The sequence below is a fragment of the Alistipes sp. AF48-12 genome (genome assembly GCF_003477565.1).
GTDB classification, from domain to species: domain Bacteria; phylum Bacteroidota; class Bacteroidia; order Bacteroidales; family Rikenellaceae; genus Alistipes_A; species Alistipes_A hominis.
In genome coordinates, this window is record NZ_QUDJ01000015.1 from 17,506 (window position 1) to 42,849 (window position 25,344).

Below are 25,344 nucleotides of genomic sequence, written 5' to 3' on the forward strand. Positions count from 1 at the left end.
GTTATGAATGATTATTGTTACCTTGTGTTGCCAGGTTGCGCCCGTTGGGGGCACTGCCCGAAGCCGGGCCGCCAACGCCGCCGTTACCGGAGGAGGAACCGCCACCGCCGCGACGCCCGAACGTGCGGCCGATCATGTTGCCGGCGATACCGCCAGCGACACCCGTGGCGAATGCCCCGGCCTTGTTGATACCGCCCATAGCCCCGCCGGCTCCGCCCGACTGGATCACCCACTCGGCAACGGTGGGGATCGTGAAATAGCCTATGATACCTATAATCAAAAAGATAATATAGACACCGCTGCCGCTGTCGGGAATGTAGTTGGGGTCTTGCAGGGCCAGGACGTCCGCCTGGAGCATCAACGTCTGGATCTTGGCCAGCACCGCGGAGAACAGGTCGGCGATGGGAAGCCAAAGGTACACGCTGATATAGCGGGAAATCCAGCTCGCGAGCGTCGAGTGAAAGCCGTCGTAAATGGAGAGGGCGAACGACAAGGGCCCCAGAATCGACAGCACGACTAAAAAGAATGTCCGCAGCGTGTCGATAGTAAGCCCCGCGGCGTTGAACAACAACTCGAAGAAGTCCCGGACAAGCTGCCGGAAACCGGCCTTGATGTCGTACCACGTGCGTTCGGCCCACATGCTGATAATCTCGCCCAAATCCGTGATACCCATATCCGCAAGCCGTTGTTCATACACCTCGTCGTCCACTAACCAAGCCTTGCCCTCGCGCCTGCGGGCCTCGGCTTCCAAATCGTCCTTCTGTTGCTGGTATGCCTGCAAATCCAATGTCTGCCCCTCCAGTATGGCGTGCGTGCCCTGCACCACGGGCGACATCACGGCGTTGATCGTCCCCAGAACCACGGTGGGAAAGAACATCACGCACAAGCCGATGGCGAAAGGCCGCAGGAGCGGGAACACGTCGATAGGCTCCGCATTGGCCAGTGCCTTCCATACCCGGTAAGCCACGTAAAAGAGCGCACCCAGGCCGGCGATACCTTTCGCCACCCCGATCATGTCGCCGCATAGCGGCATCATCTCCTGATACAGGTTCCGGAGAACCTGGTGTAAATTGTCGAAATCCATGACTGCCTCCGTTTTCAGGTTACCAATATCTGTCGTTCGGGTTCCCGTAAAGTGCCAGCACCCGGTGCGCGTCGCTCTTTTCGCGGCTGCGGATGAAGGACACGGAGATGGTCTTGCGCGTGTAATAGCACGTGAGGTTGCGGTACTCCAGCATCTTCGTGTAAACCTGATCCACCACGTCCATCCGCTCCTTGTCCGAGAGCGAGAGGCCGTTGCCGCCGGTTATGACCGTCTTGAGTTCCGTCACCAGCGCGCCGCCCTCCTCCAGCAGCCGGGCGTAACCCGCCGAGATCGCCGCCAGCTCGTCCACCGTGAAGTTCGGGTCTGAAACCATACGGTTGAATCCCGAGGTGTAGATTTCCGTGATCTCGCTGACCATTTCGAGTGTCAGCTTCACCTTCCGGGCATCCTTGATGATGTTATGCACCGATTTGAGGGCGTCGTAGTAAGCCTTGCTCTGGTTATAAATCTTGATACTCTCTTGCAGCGACTTGACCATGTTGGTCGCCGTGGTCGAGCTTTGAACCGCGCTCTTGATGTTCTGAACGAGGTTCGACGGGTCGATGACCGTCCACTGCGCTTTTGCCTGGTACGTGAAGCAAAGAAGCCCCACGAACAGCGTTAAAATCAATCGTTTCATCCTTTTCATTATTTAATTCGTGAATACTTGGGCGGTCATTCCGACGCCCGGTAATAATCCCCGTAGGCGGAGAGCTGGAGCACCTCGCGCCCCGCATCGTAGGCCAGGGCGACATACCCGTAGAGGTCGAAGTAACGGATACCTCCCCAATACTTCCTCACGGGACGGGAGAAGCGTGTCCCGTCCTTGTAGGACACCTCCACGTAAAAACCGCCGCCCCGGCGTCCCGGGTTGCGGTAGATGCGAACCCGGGGAGAACCCGAGCGGCTTTCCCACTCGCCCGCCACCTCGTACAGCGCGAAGTCCAAATGCGCCGCCGTGGGGTCTGATCCGATACACTTGCGATACATGGCCTGCCCTCCCTTTAACGTTTGCCCTCGGCGAGCTGCCTGATCGCCAGTTCCATATCACCGCCCAGCTCCCCGGCAAGCCGCTGTACCTCCACTTTCTCCGTTTCCTCGGTCGTGTAGGCCAGGTACTCCGGGACGCTGACCTCCGTGGCATAGACCGCCGACTGAACGCCGCCCAGACCGATCCAGACCTCCTTGTATTTACGGGAAGGGTCGTTGGACTGGTTGATCGAGAGAATCTGCGCCTTCTCCTTGTCGGTCAGCCCCAACAAGGACTGAATCGCGTCGAAACGGTTCATGAACTTGCGCTGGTCGAGCAGGATCTTGCAGTCCGAGTTGTTGATGATCGCCTCCTTGACCACCGGGCTGGAAATGATGTCCTCGACCTCCTGCGTCACAACGATGGCCTCACCGTAGTATTTGCGGACTGTTTTATACATATAACGCAGATATTCAGCCATATTGGCCGTAGAGAGCGCCTTCCAGGCCTCCTCGACGATGAGCTGTTTGCGTACCCCCTTGAGCCGTCTCATCTTGTTTATGAAAGCCTCCATGATGATAATGGTGACCACGGGAAAAAGCTCCTTGTTTTCCTTGATGGAATCCACCTCGAAGACCACGAAGCGCTTCGAGAGCAGGTCGATGTTGGCCCGGGAGTTCAGAAGGAAGTCGTAGCGTCCGCCCTTATAATACTGCCGCAGGGTGATGAGCATGTTGTCGATGTTGAAATCCTCGCGGCTGACCCGGATCTCCCGCTCCTCCAGCTCGCGGCGGTAGTCGTCCCGCAGGTACTCGTAGAAACTGTCAAAACACGGCACGATATTCCGGTCGGCGCGGATACGCTCGATATAGGCGTTCACGGCACTGCCCAGCTCGCCGCTCTCGGTCTTCGTGATCTTGTCGTCCTCGGTTTTCCAGAGTGTCAGCAGCAGCGTCTTGATGCTGTCCTTCTTCTCCACGTCGAAATAGTAGTCGTCGGTGTAGAACGGGTTGAAACTGATGGGATGTTCCTCGGTATAGGTAAAATACACGCCGTCCTCACCTTTGGTCTTACGCCGGATCAGCTCGCAAAGACCCTGGTAGCTGTTACCGGTATCCACCAGCACGACATGCGTGCCCTGCTCCCAGTATTGGCGAACTAAATGATTCATAAAGAACGACTTGCCTGACCCCGAGCCGCCTAACACGAATTTATTCCTATTCGTAATGATCCCTTTTTTCATCGGTTCGTCCGAGATGTCCAGGTGTAGGGGCCTGCCGCTTATGCGGTCGCACAGCTTGATGCCGAAAGGGCTGGACGAGGATTTATAGTTGGTTTCCTCCGTGAAGAAACAGACCGCGGGCTCGATGAACGTGTAGAACGATTCCTCGGCGGGGAAATCCCCCGCGTTGCCCGGCATACCCGCCCAGTAGAGCGTGGCGGCGTCCACGGTGTTGTGGCGCGGGCGGCACTCCATCAGAGCGAGCTGGCTGCCCACATCATTGCGGATATGCCGGAGCTCCTGCACGTCGTCCGACCAGGCCAGCACGTTGAAATGGGCCCGGACGGATTGAAGACCGAACGAGTGCGCCTCGTTGAGATACTGGTCGATGTCGAGTAGGTCAGCCCCCTTACGGGAGCTTTCCCCTCTAAGAACCGTACGTGAGAGTTTCCCCTCATACGGCTCAAGCAATTCAAAACTTTTATTTGTAACTAAAAGCCGGCTCATAGTAACTTCCATTTATTTCTGTTAGTAATTCGGCTGCAATGATCATGTATTAGGACTTTCGCCTTTCTACTGCTCCCTGTCATTTCAGTAATTTTCCAGGGAGTTTCCCGTGTGATGTGCTTGCCACACACAGGGCAACATTGCATTTGCTGATTCCACAGGCGATAGATATATTGCTTGCCGTCTAAGTGTGCAAGCATTCTTCGGGTCTTGTATTGATCGAAGAAATCTTTCCAATCGGCATCATATGGGTTGGCCTCACTGCGGATTTTGATATGTCGCTTTATTTTCGTATCCGACAATCTCACAAGAGTGTGGTATTTATCCACTTTCCTGTTTTCAAGCGGTACGGCAAAAGTCCAGCTTCTACCTCTTACAGTGTGATAATACTTGTTGGCAATCCATCGTTTACCTTTTTTGGGATGTCTTCTGCGAGACCATCGCCATAGTTTGTTGAAAATTTGTGCATCTGTTTTACGGAAAGTTTCCGATGCAGAACACCCCTTGTAGTAGTTCGCCCATCCTCTAATGACTGGGTTTAGCAATCGTATCAAAGATTGTTGCTTAGAAGACTTGTTCTTGTCCACTATTTCACGAACCTTATCTAAAAATCTCTTTCGACTCTTCTTGGATGGTTTTGTGATAAACTTGCCTTTATATTTTCTGATATTGAACCCAAGAAAATCAAACCCTTCTTCTATATGAGTTATCTTAGTCTTTTCTTCTGATAAGGTAAGCCCTCTTGCTTGAAGAAACTCAATGACTAATGGTTTAACATGGTTCTCCAACAACTCCTTACTCTCTCCTGTGATAATAAAATCATCCGCGTAGCGAACAAGATTTATCATAGGAGTATAGTAATTTTTCTTCGAGCGGTTTATCGGAAAGCTATCGGCAAGCAGTTTTTCCAGTCCGTCCAAAGTCATATTTGCAAGAGTTGGGGAGATGATGCCGCCTTGAGGAGTTCCCTCCTCTGTCGGAAAAAGTTGCTTGTTGAAAATAAATCCACTTTTCAACCATTTACGGAGCAAAACTTTATCCATAGGGATATTGTCAAGCAACCATTCATGACTGATATGGTCGAAACAACCTTTGATATCACCTTCTAAGATCCATTGTGGGGATGTCGTCCTTGCCAGGTCATTGAAGCATTGTTGAACGGCATCTGCCGTGCTCCTTTCTTTTCTGAAACCATAAGAATTGGCATCAGCCGTTGTTTCAGCTACGGGAGCCAGTGCCATCAGATACAATGCCTGCATAGCCCGGTCTTTCATAGTTGGTATACCCAATGGTCTTAATTTCCCGTTACTCTTTCTGATATGTACTCGTCTCAGAGGTTGGGGTGTATAACCTCTCCTTTTCAGTTCGGTTATTGCACACACTTTAGCATCTGGCGTTTTCCATGTTACCATATCGACGCCAGCCGTTTTACTCCCATTATTGGAAGTTACACGTCTTACCGCTAATGCTTTAGCGTAAAACGAGTGGGTCAGTGTCCACTGCAAGGCTTTGACCTTGTTGTGGCGACCCTCTTTTTGAGCCTTTACAATACGCGCTTGTAGCTTTTGAACCGCAGCTTCGCATTTGAGCCAATTTATACTGTCCCATTTGCTCTGCGTTTGGTCAGTCGATGCACACGATTTTTTAATTTCGTTCATTTGCTTTTCTCCTTTTAAAAGTTCTAAAAGTTTCTTGTAAAGAATCACCTACCGCAGAAGTCAGCCTGCTTTCGCAGCGGGATGATGTTTCAATCCCTATTCACCCCATTACAGGGTGGCATTCGCTTTTTCTGCAATCCTATACCCGCACTCCATTCGGCATTCCTTACGGTCTGCTTACCTGTCATTGGCAGGAGAAATACGGGCTTACTACGTTCCGTGCAAGTAACTTATAAGTGGGTTAGGTTCTGTCTATTACACCGGCAGTACTCTGTTCGTGTATTCCCAGAATGGAGAGGAATAACCGACTGCTTCCCTTTTGGGCTGAAGCCTATCAGTATCTTTGGCTTCTTCAACCTTACGACGTTTAGACGACAGTTCGCTTACGCTAACCATACCACCCAAGCCAAGCTCCCTGACTGTATGATACTAACAGCCATTGTCTTTCCCTCACGGTTCTGACTGCTCCTTTCGGAAGGGCTACCTTGTCTGGACAGCTTTGATACAGTATATTACTATTGGTGCATCTGTCCATAGGCTACCGTTGACGAAACAACGGGTTAAATCTAAGTTTAACAATTACTTACACAGCGACGTATCGCACCCACTCCTTGTTTATCTGGTTCCCGCGGGAGTAGCGGGAAAGGGACTGCATGTTGCGCGCACGTTTCTCGAACATACGCAGGTTTTCGTCGCTGTCTTCCAGGAACACGTACTGGTTGTAAAGGTGGTCGCAGGAAAGCAGAAGCCCCACGGGGGCCGCGAACGAGAGCAGGCAGTCCGAACGGTCGGTGGAAAGACGCTCGTAACGGGTGTCCGTACCCACGTGCCCCGGCAGGTCTTCCGTGTCCGAGAGCGTGTGCAGGCACACCCGTTTGTTACCCACGCGCAGAACCTCGGCCCCCAGCTCGATGTCCTGAAGAGAAGTCGTCTCCGAGAGCGAGAGGGAAAAGTACCGTTCCAGCAGGCCCGGACAATCCGCCGTACCCGTGATCTCGTCCCCAGTGAGGCGGACAAGGGTCAGGAAACCCGAATCGTTCAGAATACGCTCGAACTGTTCCGCCGCCTCCAGGAATTTTGTCGCCGATTCCCGGTTTACCTCTTTGGGAATGATGTTGCCCCGGCAGAGGGTCGAGAAGTCTGAACGCATGTGCATACGCTCCCTCGTCGTTTTCGTCAGGTAGAGGAAGCAGGCGTGGGTCAGGAACGGACGCTCGTTGAAATGCCGCTCGTAACTGCGGGAGAGGAAACTCATGTCCCCCTCGCCCGTGGCCGGGCGGTAACGCTCGCGGATGAACCAGTCCTGCTTGTGTACCACGCTGTATTCGGGCAAGACCTTCAGGGCCTTGCACCAGGCGGCGTGGATCGCCTCGTACTCGGCGGACGTGACGGTGAACAGCTCCGGGAGTTCGACCCGATAGACGACCGTTATGTCCGCGTCCTTGCTGATGATACAACCGCCTTCCACGGCCAGGAGCGGGAACTTGCTTTCCAGCGTGGTGGCTTTCAAGAGGTTTCTCATACGCGGCCCCCCTTTCTTTTCAGCAACCGGCGCAGGGACTTGCGGTTGAGCAGGTAGCGGGGATGCCGGCGCGCGGCGAGCAGCTTCATCAGCCCGTGTTCCCCGTAACGGGTGTTCAGGCGGAAGGTAAGCCAGACCAGCACCGAAGCCGCCGCAACGCCGAAAGCGATACATACCCACTGATCGACCCCTGCCATGTAGAGGATGACGAACACCACGAAGACGGCCAGCAGGCCGCCCGCGAAGATGAAGAGGTACTGCGCCTTCAGGCCCCGGAACTCCACGCTCTTGCCGATTCCCTTGTTGATTCCATATTCCATAATTATTTGCATGACAGGTTGGACTACAAGAAGAAAGAGCGTAGGATCGTCGCGGCGACAATCAGGAAAATACACGCGCCGAACCAGCTCGCGGCGGTCTTCGACGTGTCGGGGTCGCCGCTCGAAAACTTGTTATAGACCTTGATGCCCCCGATAAGGCCGACCACAGCCCCCACAGCGTACACGAGTTTCGTGCCGGGGTCGAAGTAGCTGGTTACCATGTTGGTAGCCTCCGTAATGCCGGCGATGCCGTTGCCCTGCGCGAAAGCGGAGGAGATGGCGGCAAAGAGAAATGCCGCCGGAAGAAGAATCTTGTTCTTTCTCATAACTCGATAATGTTTGAATTGTGGCGCGGGGATGGATAGGCCCCGCACCGGGTTAAACTTCTTGATTCGGATTTTTTCAGTGGTTCGCGGGTAACCTCATGCGCTACCCGTAGTCTTTTTCTTTCATCGTGATGTCATTATGGGGTTAAACAAACTCACGGACGTCGAAACCCGTGGGAACCGAACCCTGCGGAGATGGGCTTTCCGCAGACCTCTCGGACATACGCCGGTGAAAAGCCGAGAGGTAGGTGTCGATCAGGGATTTTACCCTGTCGTTCCCGTCGGGGCGGCCCGAAACGATGACCTCGAACATGTCGGTCTGTTTCAGGCCCAGGAGGACACGTCCCGTTTCCTCCCTTTGCTCGTCTGTTGAAGGTGGATCGTGTACCACGTGGCGGTAGGCTTCGCCCATCTGTTCAAAACTAACCCCCTGGGCAAGCGAGCGGCCCAAAAGGGGCAGCTCTTCGGTGTCGTCTTCATCCTCGTCATAATCCGGCTCCTCCGCGTCCGCATCCGGGAAAGATTCATCGTACAGCGGAAAGTCGATTTCCAGAGGTTCGTTAGGCTCCCCCTCGGGAGCGACACCGAACACTTCATCCAGGTCTTCCGGCGGAATCTGCCGGGGGTGTTCGGGTACATTCGTGGGCACAAATATATCGGCTTTTTCCGTAACTTTTTCAGTTTCAGATTCTACGGCAGCTTGTGGCCGGGAGTGGCGCGGGTCGAGGACAAAGCGGCTCCTGCCGATGATCTCCTGTCGGCAGGGAGTGTCTTCGGCAACGATCCCGTCTGCCGGTTCGTTGCGTTCCATCCGCCGCAGGCGGAAAAACGCCCACAAGGCATACCCCACGGCAAAGAGGGGCAGCAGCCACAACGCCCCGTTCATCGCTCCTCCGCTTTGGGTTGCCGGGAGGCCACGGCCTCACGCTCCTCGAAAAGCCGCTCGATGGTTTCCCGGTTATCGTCCAGGTGCGCCTTGAGAACCTTGTCCACGTAGGCCGTGATCGTCACGTCGCCACGACCGATGACACGGGTGATCTCGCGGATACGCTCGTGATACGACGGACGTATCTTCACGTGCTTGTTACCGGCGAAAGGCAGCCGTAGCAGGCAGATGTAACGGGCCAGGTACTCGGCCTCGGGGGTGGGGACAGTCCCCACGGCGACCTCCCCCGAAGGGCCGTCGGGGACGATAAGGGTTTTCATCCTGCGCCGGTAGCGGCACACGCGGAAGATGAAGGGCACGGCGACGCAAAGGACGGCCGCCAGGATAACAGATAAAATAATTGCTTTGTCTGACATGATGGATTGTTTTTAATAGGTTGTAAATATTGGGTTCATAACTAAAAAATATCGGAGTTCCGTTTCTTGTAGAGTTCCGAAATTTCCTCCTGATAGGTAGCGAAATGCTGCTCCAGCACATTGTCCAGGTAGCTATACAGCGAGAGTTCGTTCTTACCGATAACCTGCACTATCCGGGTTATACGCTCGTGAAACTCCTTGCGGATATACACCGTTTTGCCGCTTCGGGTATTGGAGGGGGCGTTCCGGATAAAAAGACGCTCGTAATCCTGGCCTTTCCCTCTTCGGCGGCGTCCCTCCTCTTTCGTAGCCGACGAGGAGGCGGCCTCGCCGGACGGTTCCGATAGAGCCGATGCCTCCTCCTCTTTTTCCGGCGTGTAAGGATGTAATGGCCGGTTTCGGCTTTTGGCCTGGCTGATGATGAAGGAAGCGTCCAAACCGTCGTCATGTTCTTTTCCGCTCATAAGATCCTACTTTAACAGTTCGATCAATTCATCCACGAGTTTATCCAGGTTGCTGCCCCGGATCAAAGAACGGTCTGCCGGGAAGAGCGTGGAGCGGAAGACAGAGCGACGGCTGGCGTTCTGCTCACGACGAAAACGCTTGGTGTCAGGCAGGAAGGTCTTCAGAACAGGAAGATCCAGCTCTTTCATTACCGCCTCGTAAACCTGATATAACTCTGTTTTTTCACGTCCGTCCACCATGTTCCATAGCATATACAGCCCTTTCATCCGGGACTTCTCGCGGCCCATGATATGCTCTTTTACCACAACCGCGTAATTCAGGGTGCTTTCCATGACAACCCGGTCGGCACTGATCGGGGCGACGAGATAATCCATTCCGGCCAGGGAATGAATCAGATCCTCGTTATTGATCGTACCGGGAAGGTCGAAGAACACATAATCGAAATCACCTTGCGGCAGGAGGTAGTCGGCATCGGCCAACGCCTCTTTCGTGTTGCTTTCCACGACGGGATAGGCTTTCTTTTGAAGCCGGGTGAATTGTTCGTAAGCTAACCTCTTGTAATGTTCGTCTTCGAGGGCAAGCTTCAGGTCACGTTCCCGCATCTCCACGATGGAGTGTTGGGGATAATCGCAGTCGATGACCGCGACATTGAAACCCTTTACATAGTGCAGGTAAGAGGCTGCCAGCACCGTGAGGGTGGTTTTACCCGCTCCGCCTTTCTGGGTGGAGAAGGCCACGAATTTCGTTTTCTCTTTCATTGTTCCATGCGTTTTTAGTTATACAATCGGGTAATCGTTCATCTCTTCACGTATCCGGGCAAGTGACGGCATGAGATTTTATGCAGGTATGCCGGCACGCATATATGCTGGTGCGCTGGCAGGCTGTTACGCCGGTATGCCGGTGCATGGGCGCGTGTCCGATTTTATACTCATGCGCAACCGCATTTGCTTATCCGGACAAAGACCCGCTTTTTCCTCTGCACACGGTGTTTTCTGCATCCGTCCGCACGTGTGCGGACAGGAGGATGTGTCATTGCCCGTATCCGTTCTCACGTGCAAAGTAAACCCTTAAAAACACGGGTTGTATGCTCTTTTTCCGCTATGGCCGCGTGTGGCATCAAAGTGGACGCAAGTGGCGTAATCACTTGTAGTACAAGCGATTGAATAGGTCGGTATCTTTGCCTCGTGAACGATCCCGACGCTAATGAAGCCGTCCTTGCCCCGTTTTACGGCGGCTCTTTCAATGTTCTGTCCGCGAGCGGGCAGAAGGTATTTGCAAAGGGCAAATAGCAAGCTGTGTTTTCTGCTGCACGATTCTCGTTTTGCAGCAGAAAACAGCTTGCCCGCAAGGGGGAGAAAGCACCTCCGGAGTCGGTGCTTTTCAGAAGGGCGGCAAGCCGCGAAGGGATCGGAATTTTCAGGAACCGGTGGGGCCCTGGCCTCTCCTTAAAATTTCGATGCGATGGAAAAGAACAGAAAGCCCCGAGGGGGCAAAGGGGGACGACCCGCGAAAAACGACCCGGCCGTTTACCGCTTTTCGGTAAACTTTTCAGCCGTGGAACATGCCCGTTTCCTCGACCTTTACGAGCAGTCCGGGCTATTGTCCAAAGCCGCTTTTATCAAAGCGAGAGTGTTCAACGAGGCGTTCCGGGTGGTAAAGACCGACCGGGGAACGCTCGAATACGTGGCGAAGCTGACCGCTTTCCACGCCCAATTCCGTGCCGTGGGAACGAATTATAACCAGGTGGTGAAGGAGCTGCACGCGCATTTTTCCGAGAAGAAAACACTCGCGCTGCTCTATAAACTGGAGAGAGCGACACGTGAACTGGCGGCCGTCGGGCAGCAGGTCGTGTCGCTCTCCGAAGAGTTCAAACAGCGATGGTAGCCAATATCACCACCGGAAAAGACGTGTACGGCGCGCTGGCGTACAACCAGGAGAAAGTCGATCGGGGCGACGGGAAGGTGCTGCTGACCCACATCGTGAGGGAGCCGGCGGATGGGCGCTTCAACGTGGCCGCGACGGCAGAAGACCTCCTGCGCTGGATGCCCTCGCACTACCGGACGGAAAAACCCGTCGTGCACGTGTCGCTCAACCCGGCTCCCGAAGACCGCCTCGACGACGGGCAACTCGCGGAGATAGCCGGGGCCTACATGGAGCGCATGGGCTGGGGAGGACAACCTTATATCGTATTCAAGCATACCGACATCGGACGGGAGCATATCCATATCGTGTCGGTGCAGGTGGCCCAGGACGGGCGCAAGATAAACGACAGCAGGCGCAACGAACGCAGCGTGGCCGTTACCGAGGAACTGGAACGGGAGTACGGACTGCATCCCGCCAAAGGGAGAAGGCGGGAGAAAGGGCAAGGGATCGTCCCCGCCGATTACACGCGGGGCGACCTGAAACGCCAGGTGGCAGCGGTAATAAAACCGGCCGTGGCGACATACCGCTTCCAGACCCTCGGCGAGTTCCGGGCATTGCTGTCCCTATATAATATAGGTATAGAGGAAGTCCGGGGAGAGCGGAACGGAACCCCCTACCGGGGATTGCTCTACACGCTGCTGGACGAGAACGGGGACAAGGCAGTGGCCGCGCCGCTCAAATCCTCACTGTTCGGTAAAGAGGTCGGGTATGACGGGCTGGAACGGCACATGGAGCGCAGCGCCGAACGGTTCGGGAAGGACGACACGAGGAGGCAAATCCGTGGCCGGGTCGATAAAGCGCTTCGGGGAGAACCCACGGAGGAAGAACTGCGCGAACGCCTGCGGGGAGCCCGGGTGGATCTCTACATACGACGCAACGAAAACGGCCGCATCGTGGGTGTGACCTTCATTGACCACGAAACACGGACGGTCGTGAACGGATCACGGCTGGGAAAGGCATACTCGGCCAACGCCTTCGAGCTGCGCTTCGGCGGGAAACGGAATCCCGGGGAAAACACGAGGGGCTTGTCCCCGAAACAAGCGCCTGCCGGACGGGACGGGCAACGGAAGCGGAATACCTCACGACGGAGGAAAGTATAACATCTCAATTATCATTCATTTATTAAATTTTACGGTTATGCAACAGGAAGACGACCTTCGGGGTCTTGCAAAAACAATGGATTTCATGCGGGCATTGAGTATCTTGTTCGTGGTTATCAACATCTACTGGTTCTGTTACGGGCAGATACGGGAATGGGGAATCAATATCGGCGTGGTCGATAGGATTCTGCTGAACTTCGACCGCACCGCGGGGCTGTTCCGGAATATACTATGGACGAAACTTTTCGCCGTCGTGTTCCTCGCCCTTTCATGCCTCGGGACAAAAGGAGTAAAAGAGGAGAAAATTACCTGGCGGAAAATCACGGCATCGCTGGCCACGGGAGGCGTGCTGTTCTTCTTCAACTGGTGGCTGCTGGACTTGCCGCTGACGGCAACGGCGAACGCGGCTTTCTACATACTGACCCTATCGGCCGGGTATATCTGCCTCTTGATGGGCGGCGTGTGGATGTCCCGCCTGCTGAAGAACAATCTCATGGATGACCCTTTCAACAACGAGAACGAATCATTCCAGCAGGAAACACGCCTGATCGAGAACGAGTACTCCATAAATCTGCCGACGAAATTTTACTATAACAAACAGTGGAACAACGGGTTCGCCAACGTCGTAAACCCGCAAAGGGCTTGCATCTGCATGGGAAGCCCGGGCAGCGGGAAGAGTTATTGTGTTGTAAACCAGTTCATTAAACAGCAAATCGAAAAGGGCTATACCCAATACATCTATGACTACAAGTTTCCCGATCTTTCGGAAATCGCTTACAACCACCTGCTGAATCACCAGAAAGGTTACAAGAAAATCCCGACTTTCTACGTCATAAATTTCGACGACCCGCGCCGCTCGCACCGCTGTAACCCCATTCACCCGGACTTCATGACCGATATTTCGGACGCCTACGAGAGCGCCTATACCATCATGCTCAACCTGAACCGAAGTTGGGTGCAGAAGCAGGGCGATTTTTTTGTGGAAAGCCCCATTATCCTTTTCGCGGCCGTGATCTGGTTCCTGCGCATCTACGACAACGGGCGGTATTGTACCTTCCCGCACGCCATCGAGTTCCTGAACAAGCGGTACGAGGATATTTTCCCGATTCTGACATCCTACCCGGAACTCGAAAACTACCTCAGCCCCTTTATGGATGCCTGGCTCGGAGGCGCTCAAGACCAGCTCCAGGGCCAGATAGCATCGGCCAAAATTCCGCTTTCCCGCATGATTTCGCCCCAGCTATATTGGGTCATGTCGGGCGACGATTTCACGCTCGACATCAACAACCCGGACGATCCCAAGATACTCTGCGTGGGGAACAATCCCGACAGGCAAAACATTTACGGAGCGGCTTTGGGATTGTATAATTCCCGGATTGTCAAGCTCATAAATAAGAAAGGCCAGCTCAAATCGGGCATCATCATCGACGAGTTGCCGACAATCTACTTCAAGGGACTCGACAACCTGATCGCCACGGCCAGAAGCAACAAGGTCGCCGTGCTGCTGTGCTTCCAGGATTTTTCACAGTTGAAGAGGGACTACGGGGACAAGGAGGCCGCCGTCGTGATGAACACGGTGGGCAACATCTTCTCCGGGCAGGTCGTAGGTGAAACGGCCAAAACACTCTCGGAACGGTTCGGTAAGGTATTGCAGAAGCGGCAGAGCATGACGTTGAGCCGCAGCGACAAATCGACATCCATATCCACGCAGCTGGACAGCCTGATCCCGGCCTCGAAGATCTCGACGCTCACGCAGGGAATGTTCGTCGGGGCCGTGGCGGACAATTTCGACGAACGTATCGAGCAGAAGATTTTCCACTGCGAGATTGTCGTGGACAACGAAAAAGTGAAAGCGGAAACGGCCCGGTACAAGAAGATACCACAAATTACCGACTTCACGGATGAGAATGGGACGGATCACATGAAACAGGTCGTGCAGGAAAACTACGAACGTATCAAGGCAGAGGCCGGCCGCATCGTCGCCGAGGAGCTGGAACGTATCAAGAACGACCCGGTGCTTTGCAAGCTCCTGCCGGAACAGAACTAAATGAACACAAACACCCTCCGTTACCTTAACGGGGGCTGTTTCCTGGTTTTATAACCGCACAGCTGGTGTTTTGGAGCATAAAGTAGTGATTATGTGAACGGAAAACATTATTTTTGTGTTCGGAATCCTTTTAATTATAAGTATGACAGTTACCGATATATACGAAGCAATGAACAGCAAGGCGGAAACGTTTTTCGAGTGGTTGCAGGCTCACCCGCAATACGGGTTGCTGTTTGGTGTCGGGTTGCTTGCCCTATGGCTTGCAGGGTTGCTGTTCCGTTGGAAATGGGCGTGTCATTGGCAGTTTAACAGCAAACTGTGGTTATTTGACGATTGCAAGCCTGAAACACGCCGCAGGGTTCAGATTGTGTTGGTCAGCGTTCTGATTATACTTATATTGGTTGGTTTCTTTGTATGGAGATAACGGTATGGAAAAGGACAATCGCAAATACCGGATCTGCTTCATCGACTATATGTGGTATGTAGCCGAGATATGGCACGAAAGGGAGCGTACCAATCTCAACGGACGTATGCTACTGTTTTGGTGCTGGCTCTTCGTCCTACTCATACCGCTTGGGTTTCCGCCGATATTGCGCCTTTTCGGCTGGATGATTGGTTTGGCCATAGTGATTCCTCTCTGCTTTCTTCCCGATTTATTCTGCAAGCTACGCTATACAGCCGGACGGCGTGAAGCGCTCCGTGAACATTACGGGAAGATGAAACATCCCGGCAGGAAGCTCGCCAAAATAGTTCTTATCGCTATCGCCCTGATCGTGGCAAATGTAGCGCTGATGTTCCACCTCGGATTTATACATTGGGCATGATGAAACGGCAGGAGAATAAGCAACGGTTTTATCTCTGGGATTACCTCTGGTGGATGGGGGAGAAATGGAAGCAGGCAAGACGAACAGGCAGGGTCGATGGCGAAATGATGCTCTCGATTTATATCTTCGCTCTTTTGATATTCCCTATGATGACTGTTACTATCCGGCTTTTTCCAGGTGTGTCGGCATTGTTGCCATGTGTCGTTTTTAGCATTGTCACATTTGCCGTTATGTCGCTCGTCAGCAGGATTTACAAATGGCGAGGCAAAGCAGTGATGTCTCACTATGCCAAGTGCAGGTTTAACGAACTCCTTGCGGTTCTGTTATTTTTCCTTGCGATGGCCATTATCTGCTTTATGATGTATCTTCTTGACAAAAAGTGATACATACTTTGATACGGACTCCGGGCCGTTATATCGAATGGTCTAACTCGATGTACCAGTTTCCCTTGATGGGCTTGTAAAGCGTGGTGTCGTTGTACGTCCTGCGGTAGATCTCGTTCAGGTCGCCATGTTCGGTGATACGGATATTCCGACGGCTTCTCAATCCGGGATCGTAAACGAAACTCTTGGACGTTCCGGCATCCACGATGCCGTGGGAGTAGTACGGCATAACGAGGCTCACATATACCGAATCTGCCGTTCCCCATTCCCTGCGATCAACAAGGATAAAACCGCATCCAATCTCTGATAACAGGGAGTCGAGTAGGATTCGCTCCGGCTTCAACAGTCCATATACCGGGATGTCTTGTTCATCATTCGTTTCATGGGATGTATCGCTTTGCTCCATTGAATCAAGTATAATAACCTCTTCCGGAGAAAGCGGCGGGTAGTGAAAACTACCTTCTGAACTCTCTGCCATGATTTCGTACACCTTACGGAACGCCACCTCGTGCGTGGTGAAATGGCGTATCATTTCCTCGTCCGACGGCGGCATGGGAGGCTCTCCGCAGCTTACGGCAAGCAGGATTACAAATAACAGGATTATGACTGGTGTTCTCATTTTCTAATGTTTAATGTTCTGTGGCTAACCAATCTTGTTTAGGGAGTTGAGCCATTTGTTAATAGCATCCAATCTGTTATTCTGTTTAATGGTATCTTCATTTCTACATAATTTGATTTGCCGAATAACAGAGTTCTGCATAATTGAATCGGATTTGAAAAGCAGTTCTAAAACGGCTTCATAACATTTGGAATATCTGGACAATTCATCCAATATATTTGCGTCTTTTAGAATATACAGGTTGAAATTGTACACAAATGACTTGTAACTGAAAATCTCCGACTGTAATGCTGCTGCATCAAGACAAGTATAAAACAATTCCTTATCGTGCTGATATAGCCACATATAATCAGATGGGTTCAGGTTGTAGTGCAATAAAGTTTCCGAACGGACAAATGGAAGCCCCGTATTTGAGCCTACCAGATAACGGTATGTCTCATTGACTATTGACTCAACTATTTCAATGGATTCTGATTGTTTGTCCGATTCCCGTATTTCTGTAAATGTATCGGCAATAAGAACTTCCACATCCTGCGATTTGTAATATATACCGTTTTTTTGCCAGCGGAATCTACGGATATATTCTTCAGAAGTCGGACAACAGAACAGTAAAGTATTTAACAATCGGTTCAGATATATTCGCTTATCTGGAATATGACAACGGTGTAACCCTATTATGGAGCCATAAGCGTATAGCTTTCCAAACTCGTTTTCCTCCGAATTTGAATTTTTAGGCATGTAATACAACCGCACAATATTGGAAATGAAATAATATATATCAAGATATTTCAATGTATCAGCCGATTCTCCATATTTGTTAAGTAAATGCCGCTCCAGTTTCTCGCCATACCATAAGTAGCCATCGGGATTTATTTGAAACAACCGATGAAACTTAGGTCTTGATAATGAAAAGTTCTTGTTTCTACTTTTCATTCGTTCCAGTAAGGCGACAATAATTCTATTCGTTATATCCATAGCTGTAATGTTCGGCAGCGTTCCGCTTTAAGCGGTAGTGCTGCGTGTTAGCAACTTATTTCCAAAATTTTTCAAGCTCTTTATATTCTCCAAACCAATACTGAAAAGCGACTTTATCAATACCATTTGTGCCCCTCCAAAAATCCACTGGATAATTCCAATCCGAACGACCGCTACTTCTGGGTGGACATCCTCCGTAATATTCATAAAAAGCTCCTTTATATTTTTCAGTATGGAGAATGCCAAGATACCCCATTATTTCCAACAAATTTTGTAAAGCGAGTTCTGCACAAAATTCAGCATCAATACATTTTCCTTCTTTCTTCCAATGCTTGAAAAATTCTTTTTTCTTCAATAATTTGAACACATCACGAATTCCGTCTGATTTCTGCACAGATATAATAGTTTCAAAGACTTCTTTAAGAATATACAGTCCTTCATTTTGAAGCCCTTGATTGTGAAGAGAACTTTGGCTCTCTTTATTTTCTTGCCATAAGCACTGCAACATCTCATAAATATTATCATCACAAGGTCCAATAAGAGGGTCGTAAGGATATTCCTCCAGATTACGCTCAAATTGGCAAGAACATAAAATACAATGTTGAAGATTAGTTTGGTTAACGATTTCTGCTTGCTGTTCTTTGGGCATATCTTCAAAAGCAATTACATTCCGTTCTAAAACTGGTTTCTTATATTCTTTTGCTATTAACCTATCATCCTTGAATCTATCTCCAGTCTTAGGTATATTCAAATACGAGTAAGAATGTACATGAAAAGTTTTCATTTTAGACAATACTTGAAGTCCAAAATGAATCTGTCCATTCACTAACGTTTGCAGAAATAGCTCCGTAAGCCGTTTCTTGTCAGATGAAGCTGCTTCTTTAACTAATAACTCTATGGCTTCGTTATGTGTCATTGTTATTTTTTTACAAGTTGCTAATGTTTGGCAGCGTGCCGCTTGTTCAGTCGGTTTGCTGTTTGTTATCGTTGTTAAAGAATCTTCTTACATCATAATTTGCGATAGTTCTTGCCAATGATTTAGGAGATACTCCATAGTTATTTTTTATATCGGGATTAGCCCCATTTTTCAAAAGTTGTTCGATAAAGAAGCCATCTCCACGGTATCGCATAACGGCTTCCCATAAAGGAGTATTCCCATTTACATTTTGTATATCCAAATCTGCATTGCTATTCAGGAGTATTTCAAAAATATCTTGTAGCTGACACTGAACAGAAAGATATAATGCAGTCCGTCCGTCTTTTCTTTTATCATTTATATCCAATCCTTTTTTTATAAATTCGGATATAATCACACCTGCTGGATGTACAATACTATCATAGTTCATTATATAATAATGAAGTAGATTACTGCCATATTTGTCTTTACTTTTTATGTCATAATCTATTAGAGTCTGCATGAACTTATTTGAGTTATCACTCAATAATTCAAGTTTCATATCTTCTATTGTTTTCATTTTTTTTATTCTAATGTTGACAACGATAATGTCCGGCAGCGTTCCGCTTATTCAGTCGGTTTGCTGTTTGTTAACATCCCATTCTCTATTTCAATAATAATTGGTTTCACATTCAACTTGCGTCCTCCTTTAGTTATACTACCCGAAGCGTATTTTTGAAGTAGATCATAAAATGATACGCCATTGTTGTCGCATGAAAATGGGTTTACACCAGCACGTATAAATCTTATCATTAATTCACAATCTTCGGGATGATATTGTAATGCTATCCGAAGTGCATTTCTTCCTTGATTATCCGTTATATTTTTATCAACGCTTGGATTATCAAGTAAAGAAACTATCATTTCTATATTATATGCCCAAATTGCTGCAAATAAAGGGGATGCCCCACTCGCATCTTGATGATTTAAATTTGCGCCTAATTCTATAAGTTTATAAGCAAAATCATTTTTCCCTTCAGCTATGCAATTCATTAAAAAACTCCTGCCATTTCTATCCACGCTATTTAGCCCATACTTTTCAAGGAAAGACAGAATCTTTGAAAAGTCATTCTGAAACAATAGTGGATATAATTGTTTATCATCAAAATAATTAGTCATTTTCTCATGCTTTTAATTGGGATGTTAATGTTTGGTGGCTAACCGACCTTTTCAGGGGAGGTTGAGCCGCTTGTTATCGTCGGCTTGAAATATTATATTCAGGAATCATTTCCGGAATTTTCATTTTCTCATACTGCTCTATTTTAGGTTTATTTCCTTCAAATTTAATTCCTCGCAAATCACAACTGATAAATCTTGTTCTTGTAAAATTGCAATTATAGAATTTTGAGGCTCTAAACTCTACATTTTTAAATTCAGCACCGGTGAAATCACAATTATAAAATTTTGTCCGCCTGCCACCATATTCATATCCATATGTTGTAATACCAAATTTAGCATCAATAAAGCAACAATTCTCAAAAATGGCATCATTAGCATTAATTACCAACTTAGATTTTCGAAAATTACATTCTTTGAAAATTGATTTATCCATTAAACAACCGTCAAATTTCGTTCTGAAAAAATCAACATTGTACAAAGAACTTTCAACAACAGAACAAGAAAGAAATGAATAAGACATGTTGATTGTTTCAAATTTTGATTGTTTCAGTATGCTTTACGCAACTGAATAACTGATGATTTGCAACTAAGTTCTATACCCGATAGATCTAAGTTTGACATTTCGATGTTGCTTTGGGTAAATTGCTCTAAAACAGGGCTAATTTGCTCCAGAAATATTGGATCAGACCATTTTTCTTTAATCTTATTCATTTCCTTCTATTTACTTGACGATAACGTTATACTATCAGCCGATTTGGCTGTTATTTTCTTTAAGTATCAGACCTCGTCTTCCTCCATCAACAGATCGTCCAACGGGCTTTTGATATTGCTTTTGAAAGTGTCGGCTATGTGGACATACCTTTCCGTTGTCTTGATGTTGTTATGTCCCATAAGCTCTTTCACAATCTTGATGTCGGTTCCTTGCTCCAGCAAGTGGGTGGCGAACGAATGGCGCAGCAGGTGCGGATAAATCCGTTTCGTGATTCCCGCTTCCCGGGCCGCTGCCTTCAGCCGTTTCGACACGATACTCTCGGTGAAAGGTTCGCCCGGTCTGTGTTCAAAAAGCCACACTTTCGGTTTGTATAGTCTGTTATATTCCGTCAGCTTTTTCATCAACGGTTTTGATAGCAGGGTGTAGCGGTCTTTTTTTCCTTTACCCTGCCGCACCCGTATCAGGGAGCGGGATTCGTTGATGTCGCCGGGTTTCAGTTCCAGCAGTTCGCTGATGCGCAATCCTGCGGAATAGAGTATGGAGAACATGCAGAAGAAGCGCAGGTCTGTCACCGTCGCGTCGAGTATCTTCTTTATTTCCTCCTTGCTCAACACGTCGGGCAGCGTCTTCTCCCGTTTGGCACGGTTCACCTTGTAACACCGCCGTTCCTGACCGAGAACTTTCTCGTAATAGAACTTGATGGCGTTGATACGCTGGTTTTGCTGGCAGGAGGATATGTTTTTCTCGTGGATGAGATACAGCAGGTAGTCGTTTATCTCGCCGGGGGTAACCGTTTCAATCTTACGCCCCTCGAAATGCTGTTGGAAATCGCGGAAATAGGAGGTATATACCTTACGGTATGGTCACTGTAACGCACTTGCTGAAGTTTTTCCAGATAGCCTTCCGGCAGTGGCGGCCGTTTGTCTTCCTCTTTACGGGGGGCGGTTTCCTTGATGGCAGAATAGTCTATAAACGCCATTTTCACATAGCGGTCGAAGAACTCGGCAAGCACGAAATCTTCTGCCGGCAGATAAGCCCTGCCGCCGACAAGCAGTACGTTTTCTTCCTTCGACAGCGACAAGCGGATGTCATTGTCATTACCGAAAGTCACTTCGACAAATTCTCTCCCGTTTCTTATCACCGGAGAAAGTTTGATCTTGGTTTTTGGGGTATATATTTCCATGCCTCACGTTTTGTCGGATATTGAAACCCGTTTTCGCAAATTTATAAAAAAACACGGGTTATCCATGCGCTTTATTGACATTTAACAATAGATCCCGACTACCTGACAATAAGGTGAGGAGCCACGAAAATACCCTCTGCCAAATCCGTCCTTCCCGGCACTCCGTTTCTCCGATTTCCTCTGCCCTGCGCCACAAGCGGCCACTTCTGTGCCCGATGCTTCCATAGCCTTTCCAACTCTTTTACGTTCAGCCGGTTCCCCTTACTTTCGTTCCCGCATCGCTATTGGTGCTAACTAAAAACACTCGTAATTATGGACGAAAACGTAAAGAACGACGCTAAACAAGTCATGCTCGTTCAGAATGCCGACGACGGACGACTGCAAGCCGTTACCGGCGTGGATCGGGACGGCAATATCCAGACCGCCGACCCCACGGATCAGAATGTGGCGAGCCTGCTGAACGTGAACACGCAGGATTCAGCCCTCGAAGCCTTCTTCAAAAAGTTCATGGAACAGGCCCAGAACCCCGTCCACACGGGTATCTTCGTCATGACGGAGAATGCCCTGAACAAACTTATCCGCATCGACTTCGACCCGGAGATTCTGGAAAATTACCGTATCGACCCCTCCGAACGGCTTCAGACGCAGGAGCAGCGGCAGTTCGAGCCGCTGGACGTCACGAAGATAGACCTGGCGGATATGGAGAAGAAAGGTATCCGCATGGAGGACATCGAGCCGCACCTGAAAGCCATGTCTTACGGACATAAATCCAACGGGCTGGTGGAGATGAACCCCGAACTGGAGAACGGGATGCGTGTTTCCACCAAAGGGCGCGTGTCGCTCGAAGAGCAGGCGGACGGCTCGCTGCGCGTCGTGCCGCATTACTGGCAGGAACGGCCCGACCTCGACGCCCCCTTCCACGGGGTGCTGCTCGACGAGGAGGCGAAAACGAACCTGATGAACACCCGCCACGCCGGGAAAGTGATCGACCTGGAGCTGGAGCCGGGCAAGCTCACGCCCTGCTACGTGTCGATAGACAAATGGACGAACACGCTGGAACCCATGCCCGTTTCGTTACTCGAAAAACGTGCCCGCATCAAGGAGGCCGACCTCTCGGAAGGCAAGCAGATGGATTTCTACGGCGGCGGCAAGGTGTTGCTCGAAGGATATACCACCGCGCGGGTTATAAGCGGGATGCCTATATCCAAATCGACGCGGCCGAACGTAACTATTCCTTTACCTACGACGGTTTGGATCGCAACCGCTACGCCCAGGAGAACAAGGAGATTTACCGCCAGAAGGCCGCCGAGAAAAACGGACGGCAGGAAACTACGGCCTCCGAACGACAGCCCACGCTCACGATTCACCGGACAATCCTCAAAGCCTCCGTGCCCAAAGAGGCTTATGACCAGTGGACGGAAGCGGTGAATGATCCCTCCAAGCGGGCGGATGTCAAGGCTTTCTACATCAAGGGCATGGTCAAGGACGGGCAGGGTGAGCCGTTCAACGCCTGGGTCAAGCCCAACTTCGAGCGTAACAAGATGGACTTCTTCCGCTGGAATCCCGACCGTGCGAAACGGCAGGGAGCGGAGGTCAAACCCGCCGTTGAAAGCCGTACCCAGGTCGCCGTCAATTCCGAGGGCAAGACCGTCGAAGCGGTCAAAGGTGTGAAAGAGCCGCTCAAGCAGGGACAGCAGGAAGCCACCCCGACGCAGAAGAAAAATTACCGCAGCAGCAAAAAGAGCAACTCCAAAGGTGTCAAGGTATAACGTATGAAATGGTTCTACATGCAGGCCGGAGCCATGCCGCTCCTGATCGCGGCGCTGGCCGCCTTGTACCTCCGGCCGGGTAAACGCAGCCCCCCGGAGGAGGCGGACGACGGACGGCAGTATTACGACGGGAACGGCAACCATGTCTATTACGACCGCCGGCTGATCGCCCGTCCGGAAAAAGAGAAAGAAGAAGAACTACAAGAAAACAACCACTGAAAAATCCGAATCATCATGCAAGTAATTATCGCAGAAAAGCCCTCGGTGGCGCGTGAGATCGCCGCCATCGTGGGAGCCACGAACCGTAAAGACGGTTTTATCGAGGGAAACGGCTACGCCGTAACCTGGGCCTTCGGCCACCTGGTCGGGCTGGCAATGCCCCAACAGTACGGCATCGCGGGTTTCCGCCGGGAAAACCTGCCTATCCTGCCATCATCGTTCATCCTCCTGCCCCGGCAGGTTCGGGAGGGTAAAGAGTATAAGGCCGACCCGGGTGTCGTGAAGCAGCTCGGTATTCTCCGGGAATTGTTCGGCATGGCCGAGCGCATCATCGTCGCGACCGACGCGGGGCGTGAAGGGGAGCTGATCTTCCGCTACATCTACTCTTACCTGGAATGCCGCACCCCTTTCGTGCGGTTATGGATCAGCAGCCTGACCGACCGGGCCATCCGCGAGGGGTTACAACACCTCCGCCCTGGCAACGAATACGACAACCTTTACCTCTCGGCCAAAGCCCGCAGCGAAGCCGACTGGATCGTCGGTATCAACGCCTCGCAAGCGCTTGCCGTGGCTGCCGGGCGGGGCGTCTGGTCGCTCGGACGGGTGCAGACCCCCACGCTGGCGATCATCTGCTCCCGTTACCTGGAGAACAAGGCGTTCAAGCCCGCCACCTATTTCCGGCTGAAGCTCTCCACGGCAAAGGAGGGCACGGAGTTCACCGTCCTCTCCACGGAGAAATTCGACGGCAGGGAGAAGGCGGAAGCAGCCCGCGCCGAGGTTATCGGCGCCCGAACGGTACGCGTCGTGAACGTGGAGCGCAAGGAGGCCAGGGAACAGCCGCCTCTCTTGTACGACCTGACGACACTCCAGAAAGAGGCCAACAGCCGGTATGGTTTTTCGGCAGAAAAAACGCTCGACATCGCCCAGTCGCTTTACGAGAAGAAGTTCATCACTTATCCCCGTACCGGCTCACGCTATATATCGGAAGATGTGGCCGAGGAGATTCCGGCACTCATCGGGAACATGACACGCTATCCCCGTTTCGCGGAATACGCGGGCAGGATGGATACCGCATCTCTCTCCCGCCGAAGCGTGGACAACGAAAAGATCGCCGACCACCACGCGCTGCTTCCCACCGAGAACCTCCCTTCCGAACTGGATGCCGACCACCGCATCATCTATGAGATGGTCGCGGGGCGGATGCTCGAAACCTTTTCCGGGGCCTGCGTGAAAGAAAACACTTCCCTTACCCTGCAAAGCGCGGGGCATGATTTCACGGCCCGCGGCAGTATCATGGTCAAGACGGGCTGGCGGGCCGTCCTGAATGAACCTGTCGAGGAGAAAGAGGAGGACATGACCCTCCTTCCCGACATCGTGCAAGGCGACGAGCTGCCCGTCAAAGGATGCGGCACGGAACAGAAACAGACCCGGCCGCGCCCCCTTCACACGGAATCGAGCCTGCTGGCGGCGATGGAAACCGCCGGACGCGAACTGTCCGACGAGGCCGAACGCGAGGCGATGAAGGATGCCGGCATCGGCACGCCCGCCACCCGTGCCGCCATCATCGAAACGCTCTTTGCCCGCGAGTATGTCAGGCGAGAGAAAAAGTCGCTTGTACCCACGGACAAGGGACTGGCCGTGTATGCCGTGGTCAGGGACAAGAAGATCGCCGATGTCGCCATGACGGGCGGCTGGGAACTGGCCCTCTCGAAGATCGCCACCGGGGAGATGGACGCCCCGACGTTCCATCGCGGTATCGAGGTCTTCGCCTCGCAAATCGCCAAAGAACTGCTGGAAGCAAGAATCGACGGCGCGGAGAGTGACACAGCCTGCCCGCGTTGCGGCAGGCCCGTGGTGTTCTATCCCAAACTCGCCAAGTGCCAGAATCCCGATTGCGGCCTGACCGTATGGAGAACCGTGGCCCGCAAGGAGCTGACCGACAAGCAGCTCGCGGAACTGCTGACCAAAGGCAAAACCGGCACGATCCGGGGATTCGTCAAAAACGGCGGCGGGACGTTCGACGCGGCCCTCACGCTCGATGACCAGTTCAAGACCTCGTTCGTTTTCGAGCCGCGCGATACTCCCAGGCAGGGAAAGAGGAACAAACGGAAATAATCGTTACCTTTGCCACTGGAAAAGA

The 25,344-nt window shown here is 51.2% G+C and carries 25 protein-coding genes and 4 pseudogenes; 9 read left to right on the top strand and 20 right to left on the bottom strand.

All coding sequences use genetic code 11. The features are described from left to right. Position 1: 1 nt before the first annotated feature. From traJ to DW082_RS10205, 12 genes and pseudogenes are all read right to left on the bottom strand, one after another. Entirely contained in the window at positions 2–1,084 is a 1,083-nt protein-coding gene (gene traJ / locus DW082_RS10150; RefSeq protein WP_029429443.1) for a conjugative transposon protein TraJ, read from the bottom strand. A gap of 19 nt (positions 1,085–1,103) precedes the next feature. Next, complete coding sequence (locus DW082_RS10155; protein ID WP_182424149.1) at positions 1,104–1,724, bottom strand: DUF4141 domain-containing protein; 621 nt, start codon at positions 1,722–1,724, stop codon at positions 1,104–1,106. Positions 1,725–1,759: 35 nt separating this feature from the next. Further along, the gene (locus DW082_RS10160; protein WP_032558181.1) at positions 1,760–2,074 is read right to left on the bottom strand and encodes a DUF3876 domain-containing protein; all 315 of its coding nucleotides are present in this window, start codon (positions 2,072–2,074) and stop codon (positions 1,760–1,762) included. A gap of 14 nt (positions 2,075–2,088) precedes the next feature. After that, positions 2,089–3,666, bottom strand: a pseudogene (locus DW082_RS10165) (TraG family conjugative transposon ATPase); the annotation flags it as partial. 113 nt (positions 3,667–3,779) lie between these two features. After that, complete coding sequence (gene ltrA, locus DW082_RS10170; protein WP_004319152.1) at positions 3,780–5,441, bottom strand: group II intron reverse transcriptase/maturase; 1,662 nt, start codon at positions 5,439–5,441, stop codon at positions 3,780–3,782. 601 nt (positions 5,442–6,042) lie between these two features. Further along, positions 6,043–6,963 (bottom strand): annotated as a pseudogene (locus DW082_RS10175) (TraG family conjugative transposon ATPase); the annotation flags it as partial. Further along, entirely contained in the window at positions 6,960–7,286 is a 327-nt protein-coding gene (locus DW082_RS10180) for a DUF4133 domain-containing protein (RefSeq protein ID WP_029429442.1), read from the bottom strand. The gene DW082_RS10180 and the pseudogene DW082_RS10175, both read right to left, overlap by 4 nt. 20 nt (positions 7,287–7,306) lie before the next feature. Beyond that, positions 7,307–7,609, bottom strand: coding sequence for a DUF4134 domain-containing protein (locus DW082_RS10185; RefSeq protein WP_004319158.1), 303 nt, complete (start codon positions 7,607–7,609; stop codon positions 7,307–7,309). Between the two features lie 145 nt (positions 7,610–7,754). Beyond that, positions 7,755–8,495, bottom strand: coding sequence for a hypothetical protein (locus DW082_RS10190; RefSeq protein ID WP_004303801.1), 741 nt, complete (start codon positions 8,493–8,495; stop codon positions 7,755–7,757). Continuing rightward, a complete protein-coding gene (locus DW082_RS10195) occupies positions 8,492–8,911 on the bottom strand; it encodes a DUF3408 domain-containing protein (RefSeq protein WP_004295458.1) in 420 nt (139 codons plus the stop codon). The genes DW082_RS10190 and DW082_RS10195 overlap by 4 nt, the downstream gene beginning before the upstream one ends. A 41-nt stretch (positions 8,912–8,952) precedes the next feature. Continuing rightward, on the bottom strand, positions 8,953–9,375 hold the full coding sequence (locus DW082_RS10200; protein ID WP_004295459.1) for a DUF3408 domain-containing protein: 423 nt from the start codon (positions 9,373–9,375) through the stop codon (positions 8,953–8,955). 6 nt (positions 9,376–9,381) lie between these two features. Continuing rightward, positions 9,382–10,134 carry a ParA family protein gene (locus DW082_RS10205; protein ID WP_007559008.1) on the bottom strand — a complete coding sequence of 251 codons (753 nt, stop codon included), beginning with the start codon at positions 10,132–10,134 and terminating at the stop codon, positions 9,382–9,384. A 703-nt stretch (positions 10,135–10,837) separates the two neighbouring features. Here DW082_RS10205 and mobA point away from each other — a divergent pair. From mobA to DW082_RS10240, 6 genes are all read left to right on the top strand, one after another. Next, positions 10,838–11,260 carry a conjugal transfer protein MobA gene (mobA, locus tag DW082_RS10215; protein ID WP_004295462.1) on the top strand — a complete coding sequence of 141 codons (423 nt, stop codon included), beginning with the start codon at positions 10,838–10,840 and terminating at the stop codon, positions 11,258–11,260. Next, on the top strand, positions 11,254–12,399 hold the full coding sequence (mobB, locus tag DW082_RS10220) for a conjugal transfer protein MobB (RefSeq protein ID WP_004295463.1): 1,146 nt from the start codon (positions 11,254–11,256) through the stop codon (positions 12,397–12,399). Before mobA ends, mobB begins: the two co-directional genes overlap by 7 nt. A 37-nt stretch (positions 12,400–12,436) precedes the next feature. Further along, a complete protein-coding gene (gene mobC, locus DW082_RS10225; protein ID WP_007662663.1) occupies positions 12,437–14,446 on the top strand; it encodes a conjugal transfer protein MobC in 2,010 nt (669 codons plus the stop codon). 142 nt (positions 14,447–14,588) lie between these two features. Beyond that, entirely contained in the window at positions 14,589–14,870 is a 282-nt protein-coding gene (locus DW082_RS10230) for an Imm17 family immunity protein (protein ID WP_009123648.1), read from the top strand. Positions 14,871–14,874: 4 nt separating this feature from the next. Then, on the top strand, positions 14,875–15,270 hold the full coding sequence (locus DW082_RS10235; RefSeq protein ID WP_004295258.1) for a hypothetical protein: 396 nt from the start codon (positions 14,875–14,877) through the stop codon (positions 15,268–15,270). Then, complete coding sequence (locus DW082_RS10240; RefSeq protein WP_004319173.1) at positions 15,267–15,653, top strand: hypothetical protein; 387 nt, start codon at positions 15,267–15,269, stop codon at positions 15,651–15,653. Before DW082_RS10235 ends, DW082_RS10240 begins: the two co-directional genes overlap by 4 nt. 28 nt (positions 15,654–15,681) lie before the next feature. Here the strand turns inward: DW082_RS10240 and DW082_RS10245 are convergent, their stop codons facing one another. From DW082_RS10245 to DW082_RS10275, 8 genes and pseudogenes are all read right to left on the bottom strand, one after another. Next, positions 15,682–16,272, bottom strand: a complete 591-nt coding sequence (locus DW082_RS10245) for a DUF4948 family protein (protein ID WP_004295259.1) — start codon at positions 16,270–16,272, stop codon at positions 15,682–15,684. A 24-nt stretch (positions 16,273–16,296) separates the two neighbouring features. Next, on the bottom strand, positions 16,297–17,247 hold the full coding sequence (locus DW082_RS10250) for a hypothetical protein (protein WP_007662662.1): 951 nt from the start codon (positions 17,245–17,247) through the stop codon (positions 16,297–16,299). Positions 17,248–17,302: 55 nt separating this feature from the next. Beyond that, a complete protein-coding gene (locus DW082_RS10255) occupies positions 17,303–18,163 on the bottom strand; it encodes a hypothetical protein (protein WP_118458472.1) in 861 nt (286 codons plus the stop codon). A 46-nt stretch (positions 18,164–18,209) separates the two neighbouring features. Beyond that, complete coding sequence (locus DW082_RS10260) at positions 18,210–18,722, bottom strand: ankyrin repeat domain-containing protein (RefSeq protein ID WP_008763874.1); 513 nt, start codon at positions 18,720–18,722, stop codon at positions 18,210–18,212. A gap of 47 nt (positions 18,723–18,769) precedes the next feature. Continuing rightward, a complete protein-coding gene (locus DW082_RS10265) occupies positions 18,770–19,321 on the bottom strand; it encodes an ankyrin repeat domain-containing protein (RefSeq protein ID WP_117508533.1) in 552 nt (183 codons plus the stop codon). A 73-nt stretch (positions 19,322–19,394) separates the two neighbouring features. Next, positions 19,395–19,841 carry a pentapeptide repeat-containing protein gene (locus tag DW082_RS10270; RefSeq protein WP_118032884.1) on the bottom strand — a complete coding sequence of 149 codons (447 nt, stop codon included), beginning with the start codon at positions 19,839–19,841 and terminating at the stop codon, positions 19,395–19,397. 26 nt (positions 19,842–19,867) lie between these two features. Further along, positions 19,868–20,032, bottom strand: a complete 165-nt coding sequence (locus DW082_RS14555) for a hypothetical protein (protein ID WP_182424150.1) — start codon at positions 20,030–20,032, stop codon at positions 19,868–19,870. Positions 20,033–20,098: 66 nt separating this feature from the next. Further along, positions 20,099–21,216 (bottom strand): annotated as a pseudogene (locus DW082_RS10275) (tyrosine-type recombinase/integrase). A gap of 312 nt (positions 21,217–21,528) precedes the next feature. Between DW082_RS10275 and DW082_RS10280 the strand changes: the two are divergent. The 3 genes and pseudogenes from DW082_RS10280 to DW082_RS10290 all read left to right on the top strand — a co-directional run bounded on the left by DW082_RS10280 (position 21,529) and on the right by DW082_RS10290 (position 25,319). Further along, positions 21,529–22,985: pseudogene (locus DW082_RS10280) on the top strand (DUF3945 domain-containing protein). Positions 22,986–22,988: 3 nt separating this feature from the next. Continuing rightward, positions 22,989–23,204 carry a hypothetical protein gene (locus DW082_RS10285; RefSeq protein ID WP_004319199.1) on the top strand — a complete coding sequence of 72 codons (216 nt, stop codon included), beginning with the start codon at positions 22,989–22,991 and terminating at the stop codon, positions 23,202–23,204. Positions 23,205–23,219: 15 nt separating this feature from the next. Continuing rightward, positions 23,220–25,319 carry a type IA DNA topoisomerase gene (locus DW082_RS10290; protein WP_118458474.1) on the top strand — a complete coding sequence of 700 codons (2,100 nt, stop codon included), beginning with the start codon at positions 23,220–23,222 and terminating at the stop codon, positions 25,317–25,319. Positions 25,320–25,344: the final 25 nt, after the last annotated feature.

Excerpts from the sequence above, each read along its gene's own strand:
- DW082_RS10230 (WP_009123648.1), top strand. The coding sequence starts at position 14,589 with ATGACAGTTACCGATATATACGAAGCAATGAACAGCAAGGCGGAAACG.
- traJ (WP_029429443.1), bottom strand. The coding sequence starts at position 1,084 with ATGGATTTCGACAATTTACACCAGGTTCTCCGGAACCTGTATCAGGAG.
- DW082_RS10290 (WP_118458474.1), top strand. The coding sequence starts at position 23,220 with ATGCAAGTAATTATCGCAGAAAAGCCCTCGGTGGCGCGTGAGATCGCC.
- mobB (WP_004295463.1), top strand. The coding sequence starts at position 11,254 with ATGGTAGCCAATATCACCACCGGAAAAGACGTGTACGGCGCGCTGGCG.
- DW082_RS10205 (WP_007559008.1), bottom strand. The coding sequence starts at position 10,134 with ATGAAAGAGAAAACGAAATTCGTGGCCTTCTCCACCCAGAAAGGCGGA.
- DW082_RS10245 (WP_004295259.1), bottom strand. The coding sequence starts at position 16,272 with ATGAGAACACCAGTCATAATCCTGTTATTTGTAATCCTGCTTGCCGTA.
- DW082_RS14555 (WP_182424150.1), bottom strand. The coding sequence starts at position 20,032 with ATGAATAAGATTAAAGAAAAATGGTCTGATCCAATATTTCTGGAGCAA.
- mobA (WP_004295462.1), top strand. The coding sequence starts at position 10,838 with ATGGAAAAGAACAGAAAGCCCCGAGGGGGCAAAGGGGGACGACCCGCG.
- DW082_RS10155 (WP_182424149.1), bottom strand. The coding sequence starts at position 1,724 with ATGAAACGATTGATTTTAACGCTGTTCGTGGGGCTTCTTTGCTTCACG.
- DW082_RS10185 (WP_004319158.1), bottom strand. The coding sequence starts at position 7,609 with ATGAGAAAGAACAAGATTCTTCTTCCGGCGGCATTTCTCTTTGCCGCC.
- DW082_RS10200 (WP_004295459.1), bottom strand. The coding sequence starts at position 9,375 with ATGAGCGGAAAAGAACATGACGACGGTTTGGACGCTTCCTTCATCATC.
- DW082_RS10260 (WP_008763874.1), bottom strand. The coding sequence starts at position 18,722 with ATGAAAACAATAGAAGATATGAAACTTGAATTATTGAGTGATAACTCA.
- DW082_RS10270 (WP_118032884.1), bottom strand. The coding sequence starts at position 19,841 with ATGTCTTATTCATTTCTTTCTTGTTCTGTTGTTGAAAGTTCTTTGTAC.
- mobC (WP_007662663.1), top strand. The coding sequence starts at position 12,437 with ATGCAACAGGAAGACGACCTTCGGGGTCTTGCAAAAACAATGGATTTC.
- DW082_RS10240 (WP_004319173.1), top strand. The coding sequence starts at position 15,267 with ATGATGAAACGGCAGGAGAATAAGCAACGGTTTTATCTCTGGGATTAC.
- DW082_RS10255 (WP_118458472.1), bottom strand. The coding sequence starts at position 18,163 with ATGACACATAACGAAGCCATAGAGTTATTAGTTAAAGAAGCAGCTTCA.
- DW082_RS10250 (WP_007662662.1), bottom strand. The coding sequence starts at position 17,247 with ATGGATATAACGAATAGAATTATTGTCGCCTTACTGGAACGAATGAAA.
- DW082_RS10265 (WP_117508533.1), bottom strand. The coding sequence starts at position 19,321 with ATGACTAATTATTTTGATGATAAACAATTATATCCACTATTGTTTCAG.
- DW082_RS10235 (WP_004295258.1), top strand. The coding sequence starts at position 14,875 with ATGGAAAAGGACAATCGCAAATACCGGATCTGCTTCATCGACTATATG.
- DW082_RS10195 (WP_004295458.1), bottom strand. The coding sequence starts at position 8,911 with ATGTCAGACAAAGCAATTATTTTATCTGTTATCCTGGCGGCCGTCCTT.
- DW082_RS10190 (WP_004303801.1), bottom strand. The coding sequence starts at position 8,495 with ATGAACGGGGCGTTGTGGCTGCTGCCCCTCTTTGCCGTGGGGTATGCC.
- DW082_RS10285 (WP_004319199.1), top strand. The coding sequence starts at position 22,989 with ATGAAATGGTTCTACATGCAGGCCGGAGCCATGCCGCTCCTGATCGCG.
- ltrA (WP_004319152.1), bottom strand. The coding sequence starts at position 5,441 with ATGAACGAAATTAAAAAATCGTGTGCATCGACTGACCAAACGCAGAGC.
- DW082_RS10160 (WP_032558181.1), bottom strand. The coding sequence starts at position 2,074 with ATGTATCGCAAGTGTATCGGATCAGACCCCACGGCGGCGCATTTGGAC.